This is a genomic window from Nocardia sp. NPDC003963, assembly GCF_053605105.1.
Genome location: NZ_JBSGIP010000001.1, coordinates 1,284,053 through 1,298,410 on the forward strand (window position 1 = coordinate 1,284,053; position 14,358 = coordinate 1,298,410).

Annotated in this window: 15 protein-coding genes; 2 read left to right on the forward strand and 13 right to left on the reverse strand. The window is 67.5% G+C overall.

Annotation, left to right across the window (positions count from 1 at the left end):
- Nucleotides 1-4 precede the first annotated feature (4 nt).
- The 9 genes from ACWEWT_RS05915 to ACWEWT_RS05955 form a co-directional block, all read right to left on the reverse strand.
- On the reverse strand, nt 5-124 hold the full coding sequence (locus ACWEWT_RS05915) for a DUF6893 family small protein (protein ID WP_452556604.1): 120 nt from the start codon (nt 122-124) through the stop codon (nt 5-7).
- Nucleotides 124-1,464, reverse strand: a complete 1,341-nt coding sequence (locus ACWEWT_RS05920; protein WP_452556606.1) for a hypothetical protein — start codon at nt 1,462-1,464, stop codon at nt 124-126. The genes ACWEWT_RS05915 and ACWEWT_RS05920 overlap by 1 nt, the downstream gene beginning before the upstream one ends.
- Nucleotides 1,461-2,108 (reverse strand): DUF6084 family protein, encoded by a 648-nt coding sequence (locus tag ACWEWT_RS05925; RefSeq protein ID WP_452556608.1) that lies wholly within the window; start codon nt 2,106-2,108, stop codon nt 1,461-1,463. The genes ACWEWT_RS05920 and ACWEWT_RS05925 overlap by 4 nt, the downstream gene beginning before the upstream one ends.
- Entirely contained in the window at nt 2,105-2,734 is a 630-nt protein-coding gene (locus tag ACWEWT_RS05930) for a DUF5947 family protein (protein ID WP_452556610.1), read from the reverse strand. Before ACWEWT_RS05930 ends, ACWEWT_RS05925 begins: the two co-directional genes overlap by 4 nt.
- Nucleotides 2,731-3,645: a NifU family protein gene (locus ACWEWT_RS05935; RefSeq protein WP_452556612.1), complete on the reverse strand. Its 915-nt coding sequence runs from the start codon at nt 3,643-3,645 to the stop codon at nt 2,731-2,733. The genes ACWEWT_RS05930 and ACWEWT_RS05935 overlap by 4 nt, the downstream gene beginning before the upstream one ends.
- Before the next feature lie 33 nt (nt 3,646-3,678).
- Nucleotides 3,679-5,475 carry a nickel-dependent hydrogenase large subunit gene (locus ACWEWT_RS05940; RefSeq protein ID WP_452556614.1) on the reverse strand — a complete coding sequence of 599 codons (1,797 nt, stop codon included), beginning with the start codon at nt 5,473-5,475 and terminating at the stop codon, nt 3,679-3,681.
- 12 nt (nt 5,476-5,487) lie between these two features.
- Nucleotides 5,488-6,543 (reverse strand): NADH-quinone oxidoreductase subunit B family protein, encoded by a 1,056-nt coding sequence (locus ACWEWT_RS05945; protein WP_452556616.1) that lies wholly within the window; start codon nt 6,541-6,543, stop codon nt 5,488-5,490.
- A gap of 81 nt (nt 6,544-6,624) precedes the next feature.
- Nucleotides 6,625-7,515: a hydrogenase nickel incorporation protein HypB gene (hypB, locus tag ACWEWT_RS05950; protein ID WP_452556618.1), complete on the reverse strand. Its 891-nt coding sequence runs from the start codon at nt 7,513-7,515 to the stop codon at nt 6,625-6,627.
- Nucleotides 7,473-7,847 (reverse strand): hydrogenase maturation nickel metallochaperone HypA/HybF, encoded by a 375-nt coding sequence (locus ACWEWT_RS05955; RefSeq protein WP_452557686.1) that lies wholly within the window; start codon nt 7,845-7,847, stop codon nt 7,473-7,475. Before ACWEWT_RS05955 ends, hypB begins: the two co-directional genes overlap by 43 nt.
- Before the next feature lie 129 nt (nt 7,848-7,976).
- Here ACWEWT_RS05955 and ACWEWT_RS05960 point away from each other — a divergent pair, with 129 nt between their 5' ends.
- Together ACWEWT_RS05960 and ACWEWT_RS05965 are read left to right on the forward strand one after the other, a co-directional pair.
- On the forward strand, nt 7,977-8,372 hold the full coding sequence (locus ACWEWT_RS05960) for a YciI family protein (RefSeq protein WP_452556620.1): 396 nt from the start codon (nt 7,977-7,979) through the stop codon (nt 8,370-8,372).
- Nucleotides 8,369-9,610: an RNA polymerase sigma factor gene (locus ACWEWT_RS05965; RefSeq protein ID WP_452556622.1), complete on the forward strand. Its 1,242-nt coding sequence runs from the start codon at nt 8,369-8,371 to the stop codon at nt 9,608-9,610. Before ACWEWT_RS05960 ends, ACWEWT_RS05965 begins: the two co-directional genes overlap by 4 nt.
- An 87-nt stretch (nt 9,611-9,697) precedes the next feature.
- Here the strand turns inward: ACWEWT_RS05965 and fahA are convergent, their stop codons facing one another.
- The 4 genes from fahA to ACWEWT_RS05985 all read right to left on the reverse strand — a co-directional run bounded on the left by fahA (nt 9,698) and on the right by ACWEWT_RS05985 (nt 14,343).
- On the reverse strand, nt 9,698-10,882 hold the full coding sequence (gene fahA, locus ACWEWT_RS05970) for a fumarylacetoacetase (protein ID WP_452556624.1): 1,185 nt from the start codon (nt 10,880-10,882) through the stop codon (nt 9,698-9,700).
- Nucleotides 10,879-11,742, reverse strand: coding sequence for a hypothetical protein (locus ACWEWT_RS05975; RefSeq protein WP_452556626.1), 864 nt, complete (start codon nt 11,740-11,742; stop codon nt 10,879-10,881). The genes fahA and ACWEWT_RS05975 overlap by 4 nt, the downstream gene beginning before the upstream one ends.
- A complete protein-coding gene (locus ACWEWT_RS05980; protein WP_452556628.1) occupies nt 11,739-12,935 on the reverse strand; it encodes a homogentisate 1,2-dioxygenase in 1,197 nt (398 codons plus the stop codon). Before ACWEWT_RS05980 ends, ACWEWT_RS05975 begins: the two co-directional genes overlap by 4 nt.
- 85 nt (nt 12,936-13,020) lie before the next feature.
- Nucleotides 13,021-14,343 carry an MFS transporter gene (locus ACWEWT_RS05985; RefSeq protein WP_452557687.1) on the reverse strand — a complete coding sequence of 441 codons (1,323 nt, stop codon included), beginning with the start codon at nt 14,341-14,343 and terminating at the stop codon, nt 13,021-13,023.
- Nucleotides 14,344-14,358: the final 15 nt, after the last annotated feature.

Genomic DNA, 14,358 nt, shown 5'->3' on the forward strand with positions numbered 1-14,358 from the left:
GTCGCTACATATGCCGGATCTTCAGATATCTCCGGAGGTCCGGTACCGAGCGCACGCCGAGGTAGACCCCGGCCGCGGCCGCTGCCGCCACCAGCGCTGTCGCGATCACTCCCACCGTCTGCATCACGAACTTCCTTTCACTTCTCGGGGACTGTCCAGCGGCTCCAGTTCATCGGGCGCGAAATAGAGGTACCGGCCGAACCATTCGTGGAGTTCGGCCGCCGGATCGTCGTCGAGTACGACACCGACGTGCGACTCCCCGTCCACGTCCTGGTGCACCGAGACGACACGAGCGACCGCCCCGTCGACGAACAGATCCTGGGCATCGGCCCGGCGGGACGGATGCAGCCGGACCCGGCTGCCCCGGTGCACCAGCACACCCGCCACCGGCACCGCATCGGTCTCCGGCCGGACCGCGCCGTCCGCCTCCGGATCCCACCAGTCGAAACCGTCCGGTACCTCGGGTACCGGACGCGGCCGGTCGGATCCCGGCTCCCGCAGCACACCGTGCAGCTGCCGCATCGCGTCCGGCGATATCGCGTCACAGCGGTCGACGATCGCGGCCGCCCGCGGATCGGTCGCCCGGGCCTGCGCCTTCTCCTCGTCGGTCATCGTCATCACCCGCAGGGTCAGGATCTCGTCGATCTCGGTGGAGTCGAACAGCTCCCCCGCGCTCTGCTCCGCGATCTCGGGGTGGTCGTAGAGGATGATCGGCGAGACGAGCAGCAGGCTGTGATCGCCGGGCGGACCCGCGAGCACCGGGAAACACCGATCTCGAGCACAGCGTTCGAGCGCCGGCCCGGCCTCGGCCGGCGGATCCAGCGAGGAGACGAACTCCCCACCGGTGACCTGTCCGAGAATGTGCGCACCGATCAGTGAACGGTCGATGGCGTCCCGGGACCCGGTCGCGGGCACGCCCGTATTGCGCACCTGTACTGTCAGCCGCAGGAACCGGCCGTCACGTTCGGCGGCGACCTCGAATTCACCCGCGAGCGGCTGCCGGGTCCGCACCAGCGCCCCCACCGCCCGCCGGTCGGCATCGCCGATCTCCTCGATATCGACACTCCCGGACACCGCCAGCGGATGAACGAGCGCCGCCGCCGCGACCGGTCCGGTGCCGATCTCCTGGGCGACCGCTTCGTCCCAGGTCGACCACGACCGGGAGCCGGCGGACAGTTCGGCACGTGGCCGGCCGGCCCGATCGACCACCTGCCGCCGCTGGAGCTGGAGGAACCGGATCGTCCACGTCAGCACTGGATCCGCACCCGGGTCCAGGAGGAACCCGGCCGATAGGCAGGGCTCCTCACCGAACCCGTCCGCGGCCGCCCGCGGCGGTCCCAGGACGCCGAACTGCCAGCGCGACAGGTTCTTACGTGCGCTCGCCCGATACGGGTAGAGCAGATAGCCCTCGTAGAGCACCGCGTCGGCGACGGCGCGGGCCCGGGCGAGCGGATCGGCGGTCACGGCGATTCCTCGTTCGCGGCCAGCAGCCGGTTCACCGCGTCGTCGAAACCGAGCAGACCGTGGCCGGATTTGTACGCGGCCAGCTCGTCGAGAGTGTCCCGGTGCAGGCGCACCCAACCGGTATTCGGGAAATGCGCGGCCATCAGGTCCTGCCAGACCGAGACCGGCATATCGAAGGTGTCCTCGCGATCCCAGGGGATCTGCTGGATCGCGAATCCGCCGCTGCCCTTGATGAAAACGGTGCCGCTGAACAGGAAGATCAACGGCACCGCGCCGTCGCGCAGGGCATGCAGGTATTTCGAGCCGGTGACCTCGAAGTCGTAGGTACACGGCATCGGCATATCCACCTCGGCGCCGCCGGTGAACCCGGGGACCATGGTGGCGCAGTGCATCCAGAGGAACGATCGTTGCGTATCGCGCCAGCGGTCGCGGGCGCCGAACAGGTCGGTCAGCCCCGCGCCCTCCTCCTCGGAGTAGCGGCGCCGCGACGGCTGGATCCGCACCTGCGCGCGTAACGCGATCGCGTGTACCGGTTCGTCGGCGAGCGAGGCGATACCGACCCGGGCGGACAGGTTCGGCACGACCGAATAGGGCTGCGGCCCGATTTCGAGAACAGCGAATGTCGTCGAATGCACGGGGCTCATACCGCACTCCGGGCCCGGCCCGAGACCGTTGTGAAGAATTCGTCCAGGTAGTCGCGTACCTCCCGGCCACCGTCGAAGCCCCTCCACAGCAACCGTATCCGGCCGACGAATTCGTAGCAGGCGTCGATCGGCAGCAGTAGACAGCGCGCCGCCGTGGTGTCGTTCTCGGGGACGCGGATCAGCAGGGCTTCGACATCGGCGGCGAGCACGTCGAGTTCCGGATGGCGCCGCAGGATCGTATTCCACTGTTCCAGTGGCAGTTCCGATTCTGTCGCGCCCGCGGGGCCCGGATAGAAGGCCACCGTCCGGCCCGACGCGGAGTTGCGGAAGAAGAAGGCGAGCCCCACCGGTATCTCCAATGCGTCCCATTCCGCGGGTCCGATCGTGAACCCCGGGAAGGAGAGATAGCGGATGGGTACCGCGTGGTATCGCAGCGCCGCTTCCTGGTCGACGAAGAGCAGATAGCAGCCGCGGCAGACGCACATCAGCTGCCGGCCTTCGATATCCACGACATGCCCGTGTTCGGCCGCGATCGGCTCGGCACACATCTCGCAGCGTTCACCCGCCCGGGGCGCGGCCGGGCGCTCGGCGGTGATCCGCCGCAGTACACGCAACGGCGTGTTCACCCGGGCACCCCCACCGGCAGGGCCACCGACAGTTCACCGGAACGCGTCAGGACCGGGAGCGGTTCGAGATGACCGTCCCCGTCGATCCGCGCACCGGCTCGGACGATATCGAAATGCGCGCGACAGCTCGGGCAGCGCAGTACCGCGTCACCGACCGGGAATCCGGCCCGCCGGTGCAGCGCGGCACCCGCCAGCGAATGCGCACAAGCCGGGCAATGGTCCCGGTAGGCGAACAGTTGCTCACCCACCCGGCAGGCGAGCACCGTCAGTCCGGCGACGGTGAAACCACCCACCTCACCGGGCACGAGCTCGGCGAGCTCGGGGACCGCCACCCAGTTACCCGGCGCGCGATCGTCGGCCCGCACCCGCGCGAACAGCGTATCGGCGGCGATCAACCCGTCGTGTTCCGGTTGCGCCGCGACGACTTCGACGGCCTCGATCTCCGGCGCCGCGGTGTGGATCGCGTCTTCCACCGCCAGTTCCAGCGTGACCGACGACGAGGGGCAGCCGCGACAGCTACCGGTCAGTTCCAGGCGGACCACACCGTCGGCGATGCCGACCAGGTCGACATCGCCGCCGTGCGAGCCCAGGTACGGCCGCACACTGTCCAGCGCGGCCCGCACCCGGGCCTCCACATCGTGCGGATGCAGTCCGTGCACGAGCAGCAGGCTCGCGACCAGATCATCGCGAGCCAGCAGGTCGAGCGTCTCGGCGTCGAGCACTTCGACCACGCGGGTCAGTCCCGCGCCGTACAGCTCGACCACTTCGCGCACCAACTGCTCGGCGCGCTCCCGCGCCACGGTGCCGCCCGCCGAACTCGCGTCCAGCAGTGTTTCGATCCGCTCGCCCGCCACTCGCCAGCGTTGCTCGCCGGCTGCGGTATCGCGCTGCTCCCGTGGGGATCCGTCCACCTCACCCTCCCGTCGCCGGTACCGATACGGGACTCACTCCGGCGTGAGCGACTGGGCTGGGGAATGCAGTTTCCGCAGGCTCTGCCCCTTGCCGAGATACATGTGCACCCCGCACGGCAGGCAGGGGTCGAAACTGCGCACGGTACGCATGATGTCGATGCCCTTGAAATGCTCACGGTCGTTCTCTTCGAAGATCGGCTGTCCCTGTACCGCGTCCTCGTACGGGCCCGGAGTGCCGAAGCTGTCACGCGGGCTGGCATTCCACGGGGTGGGCGGATACGGGTGGTAATTCGCGATCTTGCCGTCCCGGATCACCATATGGTGCGAGAGCACACCGCGTACCGCCTCGGTGAAACCGCAACCGATACCTTCGTCGGGGACCTCGAACTCCTTCCAGGTCTTGGTGTGGCCGGCCCGGATTTCGGTGAGCGCCTTCTCCGCGAAATGGAGCGCGCAGGCCGCGGCATAGGCCTGGAAGTAGGTCCGGGCGCGGTCGCGTTCGATGGTGTTGCTGCCGTATGCGGGGATCTTCCATTCCAGCGTGACCGGGCCCGCGAGCGCGGTCTTGGGCAGGTTGATCTGCACGCTGCGTCCGGTCGCTTTCACATAGCCGATATCGACCAGTCCGGCCAGCGCCGTCGTCCACAGGCGCGCCAGTGGACCGCCGCCGGTGTCCAGGGCGAGATGGTCGCTGCCGTCGAACCAGCGCGGTGACATCACCCAGCTGTACTTGTCCTCCAGATCGCGTTTCTGCGGTTTGGGATTGGTGTGCTGGTTCCAGGGGTGCCGCCGGTCCACGGGATTGCCCAGCGGATCGGTCGCCACGAACGTCTCCTGATCGGTCCAGTCCTCGTAGTACGAACTGCCCAGCAGGATGCGCAGGCCCAGATTGATATCGACCAGGGAGGTGGTGAGCAGTTCGCCGTCGACCACCACCCCCGGGGTGACGAACATCTTGCGGCCCCAGTCCTCCATATCCGCGTAGGAGAAGTTGCAGAACTCGGGATCCTGGAACGAACCCCAGCAGCCCAGCAGCGTGCGCCGCAGGCCGACCTTGTCGTAGCCGGGTATCGCGTCGTAGAAGAAATCGAATAGATCGTCGTGCATCGGCACGACCTTCTTCATGAACTCGACGTACCGCATCAGCCTGGTCATGTAGTCGGTCATCAGCTGTACCGTCGCCGTGGTGCCCGGGCCGCCGGGGTACAGCGTCGACGGGTGGACATGCCTGCCCTCCATCAGGCAGAACATCTCCCGCGTGTACCGGCTCACCTGCAGGGCTTCGCGGTAGAACTCGCCGGTGAACGGGTTGAGCGCGCGCATGATGTCGGCGATCGTGCGATAGCCGTGCGCCGCCACGTTCGGTGCCTCGGTCCGCTCGGCCACGGCCAGCACACCGGGATTGGTCTCGGCGACCATCTTCTCGCAGAAGTCCACCCCCACCAGATTCTCCTGGAAGATGTTGTGGTCGAACATGTACTCGGCCGCCTCGCCGAGATTGACGATCCACTCACCCAGATGCGGCGGCTGCACGCCGTAGGCCATGTTCTGGCAGTAGCAGGAGCAGGTCGCGTGATTGTCGCCGCAGATACCGCAGATACGGCTGGTGATGAAATGAGCGTCGCGCGGGTCCTTGCCGCGCATGAACACCGAGTAGCCGCGGAAGATCGAGGAAGTGCTGTGGCATTCCACGACTTCGTTGTTGTCGAAATCGATTTTGGTGTATATACCGAGACTGCCGACGATCCGGGTGATCGGGTCCCACGCCATCTCGACGAGGCTGTCCGGTTCGATCGTCCGATGCGACGGCTCGGGGATGATCTGTGTCATCGCCAGAACCTCCTACCAGGTTCGGGTCGCGCCGGTCTCGAGCTTTTCGCCCCTGTGCCGCCAGCGTGGCTCTTTGTCGACGGTACGACCGGTGATGTTGCGGAGGCTGCGGACCACCGATCCATAGAGACCGGAAGCGGCGGAGGAGAGCTTCCCGCCGGGCGGCTCGTCCATGAACGGCATGAATTTGTCCGGGAAACCGGGCATGGTGCATCCGATGCAGATACCGCCCACATTCGGGCAGCCGCCCACACCGTTGATCCACCCGCGTTTGGGCACGTTGCATTTGACCACCGGGCCCCAGCACCCCAGTTTCACGATGCATTTCGGTGACCCGTACTCGGTGGCGAAATCGCCCTCCTCGTAGTAGCCCGCACGGTCGCAACCCTCGTGCACGGTCGCGCCGAACAGCCAGGTGGGGCGTAGCGCCTCGTCGAGCGGGATCATCGGTGCCTGGCCGGTGGCGGTGTAGAGCAGGTAGGTGAGCGTCTCCGACAGATTGTCCGGATGGATGGGGCAGCCGGGTACGCAGACGATGGGGATCCCCGCCTTGCTCTTCCAATCCCAGCCGAGATAGTCGGGCACGCCCATGGCACCGGTCGGGTTACCCGCCATCGCGTGGATACCGCCGTAGGTCGCGCAGGTGCCGACCGCGACGACCGCGGTGGCCTTCGGGGCCAGGCGATCCAGCCATTCGCTGGTGGTCAGGGGCTGGCCGGTGGCGGGATCGTTGCCGAAACCGCACCAGTAGCCCTCCTCGTGTAATTGCTCGTTGGGTATCGACCCCTCCACGACGAGTACGAACGGGTCGAGTTCATCTCGGTCTGCCCGGAAGAACCATTCGAGGAAATCGTCGGCACCACCGTTGGGACCGCACTCGAAATCGATGAGCGGCCAGTGCACGGCCACTTTCGGGAGACCGGGGAGGGCGCCGAGGGCGATTTCCTCGACACTGGGCTGGGTGGCGGCGGTCAACGCCACCGAATCGCCGTCGCAACTGAGACCGGCATTGATCCAGAGCACGTGGATCAAGGTCTCTTCGGCTCGGACCGCTTCCTGAGTGGGCATACGCTGCCACCTTCCGGAGTCGAAGCGGGGACTGGCCGTTCCGGCTCATTGACCACGGATTGTGACTCTGATCACAACAGTCTAGACGGGGTGACCGGCACCCTCAAGGCTCGTGGCGGCCTCCCGGCGCTGGTCCGCGAGCCATTCGTACCACCGCTCGAGACCTTCACCGGCCGTCACCGAGACCGGAAGGATCTCGACACCGGGATTCACCGCATGCGCGTACGCGGCGCAGGCCGTCAAATCGAAATCGACATACGGCAACAGATCGATCTTGTTCACCAGCACCAGGCCGGCGGCCGCGAACATATGCGGGTATTTCAGGGGTTTGTCCGTCCCCTCGGTCACCGAGATCATCACGACCTTGCGGGACTCGCCGAGATCGAACAGCGCCGGGCAGACGAGGTTGCCGACGTTCTCGATGAACAGCAGTGTGCCCGGTCCGGGATCCAGCGCGGACAGTGCCCGCCGCGTCATCTCGGCGTCCAGATGACAACCGGCCCCGGTGTTGACCTGCACCGCCCCGGCTCCGGTCGCGGCGATCCGCTCGGCATCGCGCACAGTCTCCTGATCGCCCTCGATCACCGCGATCGGGGTATCGGGCAGCGCCCTGATCGTCTGCTCGAGCAGGGTGGTCTTCCCCGCTCCGGGGGAACTGGTCATATTCAGTGCGACGATGCCGCGCGCGCGTAGCCATTCCCGGTTGTGCCGGGCGAGGTGGTCGTTCTTCGCGAGCACCTTCTGCTCGAGCGATACCGTCTCGGTGGCCGGTGGGTGCGCGGGAGCGGCCGCACCGCCGTGTTCGGGCTCGACGCCGTGCGCATGGTCGTGGCCGTCCGCATGCTCATGGCCGGGACCGTGCGAATGCGGCGGCCCGTCCCGGCCGTGTTCGTGTCCGGGAGCGGCCGGTTTGTCGCGCCCGACCGTGATCACGCCTGTCGTATCGTTTCCACATCCACAGGTTGCGCACATTCTCGGCTCACTTCCATCGACCGGATCCGCAGCTCCCGGCCTGCTCCCACCACCACATCCGCGCTTCCGCACGGGCAGAGCAGGAACAACTCGGTGAGGGTGAAGTCCGTACCGCAGTCGCGGCAGTGCGCCGCACCCGGTACGCACCGGATATCCAGACTCGCGCCGTCCGCGACGGTGCCCTCGGCGGCGATCTCGAACGCGAATCGCAGCGCATCGGGCACCACGGCGGTCAGCACACCCACCTCGACGGTGACGCGATACACCGCACGCCCCGCCGCGTGGTCGCACACGGCGTCGACAACACTCTGCGCAATCGCGAGTTCGTGCATCACGTTCTCGGCTCATCGAGGGATAACTGGATGCTAAGCCGGATCGATGTAGACAGCAACGCTCCGGCTCCGACGTTCTCGGTGAGGATGGTCGTACGGGGCCGTCCACGCCCGCAGAAGGAGTCGGTTGTGAAATACGTGGTCCTGATCCATTCCGATCCGCAGCCCTGGGGTCATCCCACCGGCGACTATCTCGCCGAATTCCAGGCTCTCCCGCAGGAGGAGCGCGACCGCATCTCCGGCGATTTCGAACGGCTGCTCACCGAGATGCAGGAAAAAGGCGAGCTCCTCGGCGGCGAAGCCCTGGGCGCGCCCGGCTCCGCACGCCTCTACCGCTGGGGTGCGGCCGGTGCGCCGGTGGCCGGGGACGGGCCCTACTCCGAGGCCAAGGAACATCTGGCCGGTTTCTTCCTGATCGATGTGGAGGATCACGCGCGGGCCGAGGAGATCGCCACCGTTTTCGCCGGACCGGGCGAAACGGTGGAGTTGCGGCCCACCATGTGGCCCGGTGGCGACGACCGGTGAGTTCGCGCACGGCGGTGGCGGAGGTCTGGCGCCGGGAGGCGCCGTACCTCCTCGCCGCCCTGCTGCGCCGGCACGGTGACCTCGGTGACTGCGAGGACGCGGCACAGGAGGCAGCGGCGGCCGCAGCGGTGGAGTGGGCGCGCAACGGGATACCGGACAATCCGCGCGGCTGGCTGATCCGGGTGGCGTCCCGGCGGCTGATCGACCAGCTGCGGGCCGACCGGTCCCGGATCGGCCGGGAGGTGGCGGTCGCGGCGGCGCGCCCCGCCGACGTCCATCTCGCACCGTCCGCCGACGCGCACGAGCCGGCGTCCGGTGACGACACACTGCGGTTGTTCCTGCTCTGCTGCCATCCGAGTCTGACCCGCCCCTCCCAGGTGGCGCTGACTCTGCGCGCCGTCGCGGGGCTGTCGGCCGATCGGATCGCCACGGCCTTCCTCGTTCCGGAACGGACCATGACCCAGCGCCTCACCAGGGCCCGCGCGACCCTGCGCGCCGCGGGCGCCCGATTCGAACTACCCGCACCCGCGGACCTACCGGAACGGCTGGCCGCGGTGCTCGATATCTGCCATCTGATGTTCACCGCCGGGCATACCGTGAGCACCGGTGCGGTCGTGCACGATCCGGAGCTGGCGCGGGAGGCCTTGCGCCTGACCCGGTCCCTGCACCGCGCGGTGCCCGACCACGACGAGGTGGCCGGCGCGCTGGCGCTCATGCTGCTCACCCACGCCCGCGCCGCCGCCCGCACCGATATCCACGGCGAGCTGGTCCCGATGGCCGAACAGGACCGCGGCCGCTGGGATCGTCGCGCCATCGCCGAGGGTGTCACCCTGCTCGAACGCGTGCTCCCGCGTGGACCCGTCGGGCGCTACCAGCTGGAAGCCGCGATAGCGGCGGTTCACGCGGAGGCGCCCACCTGGGCGGACACCGACTGGCCGCAGATCTGCGTGCTCTATGCCATGCTCGACCGGGTGGCACCCGGCCCCGCGGTGACCCTCAACCGAGCGGTCGCGGTGGCCATGGCCGGCGGTGCCGATCTGGGACTGCGGCTCACCCGGCCGCTCCTCGACGACCCGGCGATGCGCCGCCACCACCGCCTCTACGCGGTGCGTGCCCACCTGCTCGAGATGGCCGGCGACCTACCCGCCGCGGCGGACAACTACCGCCACGCCGCCGAACTCACCGCGAGCCTGCCCGAACAGCGCTACCTCAACGCCAGACTCGCACGACTCGGATGAGTGGGCGATCGGCCCGGCTCCGGCGGTCGATCCCCGTTCTCCGAATGCAGGACGACCTTCACGCTGGTTCGGGATCAGGGTTCGCGCTCAGCGCCGGTCCTGGGTGGCGGGCAGGATCCGGCCACGGACCTCGCCGAAACCGATCCGGGTGCCGCCGGGGCCGGATGCGGTGGCGGCGACGGTGATCTCGTCACCGTCCTCGAGGAAGGTGCGGGGCGCACCGTTCACCTCGACGGGTTCGGCTCCGCCCCAGGTGAGTTCGATGAATGCGCCGCGCTGGTCCTTACGGTCACCGGAGATGGTGCCCGAGGCGAACAGATCACCGGTGCGCGCCGCGGCGCCGTTGATCGTGGTGTGGGCGAGCATCTGCGCGGGTGACCAGTACATCTGCGCATAGGGCGGACGGGATACCAGCTGCCCGTTCCATTCGACGGTGAGATCGATGTCCAGACCCCACTTCTCCTCGCCCCGCAGATAGGGCAGTGGTTCGGGATCCTGGACCGGGGTGTCGATCCGGGCGGCCTCCAGGGCGGCCAGCGGTACGACCCACGGCGAGATGGAGGTCGCGAAACTCTTCCCCAGGAACGGGCCCAGCGGTACGTACTCCCAGGCCTGGATATCGCGGGCGGACCAGTCGTTGACCACTACGGCACCGAAGACGTGCCGGGCGAACTCGTCCGGGGTGATCACGGTGCCCGGTTCGGACGGTACGCCGACGACGAAGCCGAGCTCGGCTTCGATATCGAGACGCTGCGACGGACCGAACGACGGTGCCGGGTCGGCGGGTGGTTTCCGCTGCCCGCACGGGCGGACGATATCGGTTCCGGAGACGACGACGGTACCGGCCCGGCCGTGGTAACCCACGGGTAGGTGCTTCCAGTTCGGCATGAGCGGCGCCGAATCGGGCCGGAAGAGCCGGCCCAGATTGGTGGCGTGCTGCTCGGATGCGTAGAAGTCCACGTAGTCGGCGACCTCGATGGGCAGATACATCGTGACAGCGCCGAGGTCGGCCACCGCGTTCGCGGGGAGTTCACCGCGGACCGATTCGGTGATCCGGGCCCGGGCCGCGGCCCACGCCTGCGGGCCGAGGGCCATGAAATCGTTGAGTGAGGGCCGCGCGAACACCTCGTCGCCCAGGAGGACGGTCAGGTCGACGACCTTGTCCGCGACCCGGACACCGACGCGTGGTGTGGTCCCGGCGGTGGAGAACACACCGTAGGGCAGATTGTCGATCCCGAACGGGGAATCGGCGGGGATATCGATAGCTGTCATGACGCGGAACTTTCGGAGACGGGCCGCAGCGCGGCCGGGAGCAGGTCCAGGTCCACCAGTTCGGTGAGCGGGTCGCCGATACTGCAGGTTCCGAACGAGCGGAACGCGGACCGCACGGCGCGTACCTCGGTATCGGACAGGGCGGCCAGTTCGGCGGCCACGGCCGGACCGGCCCGGTCGGCCAGCACCGCCTCGAGCGCGCCGGTATCGGCACCACCGAGGGCCAGCCGGGTCGCGAGCAGCAGATTGAGGAAACCGTGCTGTTCGAAACCCGTGTCCGGATCGGTGTTGCGGATCGCGTGGTGCAATCCGGCGGTCGCCTTGAAGGGGATCCCGGCGGTCACGGCCGACCGCAGTGCCAGGGCCAGTTCCCGCTCGTCCGGATAGGCCGCGGCGACCGTGCCGCCGGTACGGAACTTCGCCGCGTACGGCGAGTCCGTGAGCCGCTCCAGGAAGGCCGGCCGCCGATCGTCACGAGGTACCTCGACGTACAGATCGAGATCGCCGGTCACCGGGGCGAGCGCGGTCACCGCCGCGAAGAATTCGGCCGCGGACATCTGCGCCGGGGCGGCGATCTCCAGACCCGCCACGGTGAGCCCCTCGATCGCGGCGGCCCGGTCCAGTGCGGGCGCGACGGTCTCCGGCCCACCGGGGGCTGTGCAGACGATTGTCAGCGGGCCGGATTCCCGTAGCGCCGATTCGGCGAGCCGCGGGATCGGGAAGATCAGCGGCCCGACGAACGCGGCGAAATCACTGTCCCGATAGCGGGCGTGGCCGGCCAGCGCCGCGGGCAGGGGTGCGTTACCGGGTGGGAACAGCGCCGCATCGTCACAGAGCCCGCGCAACAGTGCGGGGATCACGCGCTCGCCTCCCCCAGCCACGACCAGGCGTATCCGGGATCCTCGCAGGCCAGCCCGCCCTCGCCCAGTTCCAGCGGAGCGAAGGTATCGACCATGACCGCCGTCTCCTCGACGTATTCGAGGCCGAGCGACCGCTCCATCCCGCCGGGCTGCGGCCCGTGTGCGTGCCCACCCGGATGTACCGAGACCGAACCCAGATCGATCCCGGATCCCTTGCGCGCCTCGTAGTTTCCGCCGCAGTAGAACATGACCTCGTCGGAGTCGACGTTGGAGTGGTAGTACGGCACCGGGACGGCGAGCGGATGGTAGTCGACCTTGCGGGGTACGAAATTGCACACCACGAATCCGTTGCCCTCGAACGTCTGATGGACCGGCGGCGGCTGATGGACGCGGCCGGTGATCGGTTCGAAATCGTCGATATTGAAGGTGTACGGGTAGAGACAACCGTCCCAGCCGACCACATCGAAGGGATGCCGCGGATAGGTCATCCGGGTGCCGACGATGCCCCGGGAAGTGCGATGCTTGACGAGCACTTCGACATCGGTGTCGTCGGCGAGCGATATCTCGCGCGGGCCGTGCAGATCACGTTCGCAGTAGGGCGCGTTCTCCAGCAGCTGCCCGAACCGCGACAGATACCGCTTGGGCGGCACGATATGACTGCTCGATTCGATGGCGTACGCGCGCAGCGGCTCGTCTCCCAGCGGAATCCAGCGGTGTGTGGTGGAGGTCGGGATCAGCACATAATCGCCGCGTCGCGCCGCGAGCGCGCCGAATACCGTCTCCACCCGCGCCGCACCGGATTCGACGTAGACCAGTTCGTCGCCGAGCGCGTTGCGGTACAGCGGCGATTCCTTCGACGCGACCACATAGGAGATACGCACATCGGAGTTGCCCAGTAGCAGTCTGCGACCGGTGACGATATCGGTATCCGCCCACGACCCGGCCGGGAACAGCTCGTGCAACTTCAGATGCCGCGGTTCCAGCGGATGGTTGGGCGTGGTCGTCTGGTCGGGGACCTCCCAGATACTCGAACCGGAGATCGCCGACGGAATATTGCGGTGGTAGAGCAGCGAGGAATCCGAGGAGAAACCCTCTTCTCCCATCAGCTCCTCGTAGTACAGGCGGCCGCTGTCGTCGCGGTGCTGGGTGTGGCGTTTCGGCGGAACGTTGCCGAGTTGGCGGTAGTACGCCATGACCTGCCTCCTCGTGGAAAGAATGCGAATGAGAAGGGGTGGCACGGCGGTGCCGCGCGGAGAGTCGCGCGCGGCACCGCCGCGATCAGTCCACCCGTAGTTCGATGCCCTTGGTCTCTTCGATGAAGAAGACGGTGCCCAGCGTCAGCAGTGCGCAGAACACGAAGTATCCGGCGGGTGCCAGCGAGTTGCCGGTCACGTCGATGAGCCAGGTCGCGATGAAGGGCGCGGTACCGCCGAGCAACATATTGGTGATGTTGTTGCCCAGTGCCAGACCGCTGTAGCGGACCGAGGCCTTCAGCATCTCCACGTAGGTCACATACGAGGCGCCGTTGACCACCGAAACGCAGATGAACAGCACCGACTGACCGACCACTGCCTGCCAGGCGCCCGCCCCGGCCATCAGCACGAACATCGGCACACCGAGTACCGCCGCGGCGACACTGCCCCACAGCAGCACCGGTTTACGACCGTAGGTGTCGGCGAGGTAGCCCGCGATGGGCAGCGTGATCACACCGAGGACCAGCGCGAGCGATGTCGACAGGAAGGCCAGCGTCGAGGAATGACCGCCCGCCGTCTGCAGATAGGTCGCGGCGTACACCGAGGCGATGTAGTAGCCGCCGGTGATGAGCGCACCGAGGAAGACGATCTTGACCACGGCGCCGCCGGAGGTACGCAGCAGTTCCATCACCGGCAGTTTCTTGGTCTCGCCCTTCTCGGCCAGTTCCTCGAACTGCGGGGTGTCCTCCATATGGTTGCGGATCCAGATACCGACCACACCGATCACCACACTGAGCAGGAACGGAATACGCCAGGCCCAGGCCAGAATGGTCTCTTCGGAGAACACCGAGGTCAGTGTGAGCGCGACCAGTGAGGCGACGAGCGATCCGAGGTAGGTGCCGGAGTTGACCATCGAGGTCTGCGTCGCCCGCCAGCGCCGCGGCGCGGATTCGGAGACGAAAGCGTTCGCCCCACCGAGTTCACCGCCCGCGGCGAAACCCTGGAGGCACCTCGCCAGTACCAGGGCGGCGGTCGCCCAGACGCCGAGGGTGACATAGGTGGGCATCAGGCCCATCAGCACCGTGGCGATCACCATCAGCAGGATGGTCCAGGACAGTGCGCTCTTGCGGCCGTACCGGTCACCGATGTGCCCGAAGAAGATCCCGCCGGGTACCCGCAGGAAGAACGCCACCGCGAACGCGGCGAAGGTGCCCAGTAGCGCGGCCGTCTCGTTCTCGGATACGAAGAACAGGGTGGCGACGACGGTCGCCATGTATCCGTAGATACCGAAGTCGTAGTACTCGACGACAGTGCCGACGATGGCGGCCCGAACGACCTTCACCGACGATTGGCCGCCGGATCCGGATCCGGTGCCGGCCGAATCGGAGCGGTGCGCTTCTTTGGGCATCAGCTCGTTTTCCAA

Coding starts and splice junctions, on each gene's coding strand:
- ACWEWT_RS05940 (WP_452556614.1), bottom strand. CDS start 5,475: ATGACACAGATCATCCCCGAGCCGTCGCATCGGACGATCGAACCGGAC.
- ACWEWT_RS05915 (WP_452556604.1), bottom strand. CDS start 124: ATGCAGACGGTGGGAGTGATCGCGACAGCGCTGGTGGCGGCAGCGGCC.
- ACWEWT_RS05985 (WP_452557687.1), bottom strand. CDS start 14,343: ATGCCCAAAGAAGCGCACCGCTCCGATTCGGCCGGCACCGGATCCGGA.
- hypB (WP_452556618.1), bottom strand. CDS start 7,515: ATGTGCGCAACCTGTGGATGTGGAAACGATACGACAGGCGTGATCACG.
- ACWEWT_RS05955 (WP_452557686.1), bottom strand. CDS start 7,847: ATGCACGAACTCGCGATTGCGCAGAGTGTTGTCGACGCCGTGTGCGAC.
- fahA (WP_452556624.1), bottom strand. CDS start 10,882: ATGACAGCTATCGATATCCCCGCCGATTCCCCGTTCGGGATCGACAAT.
- ACWEWT_RS05925 (WP_452556608.1), bottom strand. CDS start 2,108: ATGAGCCCCGTGCATTCGACGACATTCGCTGTTCTCGAAATCGGGCCG.
- ACWEWT_RS05980 (WP_452556628.1), bottom strand. CDS start 12,935: ATGGCGTACTACCGCCAACTCGGCAACGTTCCGCCGAAACGCCACACC.
- ACWEWT_RS05945 (WP_452556616.1), bottom strand. CDS start 6,543: ATGCCCACTCAGGAAGCGGTCCGAGCCGAAGAGACCTTGATCCACGTG.